The following is a 350-nucleotide window of genomic DNA, read 5'->3' on the forward strand; positions in this document are numbered from 1 at the left end:
ATTTATATAGCAAATCAAAATTCTGATACTGTTTCTGTAATAGATGGAACGAATAATGGAGTCATTGCTACTATTTCCGTTGGAGCATTACCTGAATCAGTTGGTATAAATGAACTTACAAATCGAATTTATATAACAAATCAAAATTCTAACAATGTTTCCGTAATAGATGGAACGAATAACGGAGTGATTGCTACCATTTCTGTTGGTTCTAGACCAGGATCAATTGTAGTAAATGAACTTACAAATCGAATTTATATAGCAAATCAAAACTCTGATACTGTTTCTGTAATAGATGGAACGAATAATGGAGTCATTGCTACTATTTCTGTTGGAGGAATACCTTTTGG

General features: G+C 32.0%; 1 protein-coding gene. It reads left to right on the top strand.

Annotated elements, in window-relative coordinates; translation table 11 throughout:
• A partial coding sequence (locus JDS99_RS31125) for a YncE family protein (RefSeq protein ID WP_369413407.1) occupies positions 1-350 on the top strand: 350 nt, incomplete at both ends.

It is taken from the genome of Bacillus cereus group sp. N6 (genome assembly GCF_016483705.1).
GTDB classification, from domain to species: domain Bacteria; phylum Bacillota; class Bacilli; order Bacillales; family Bacillaceae_G; genus Bacillus_A; species Bacillus_A wiedmannii.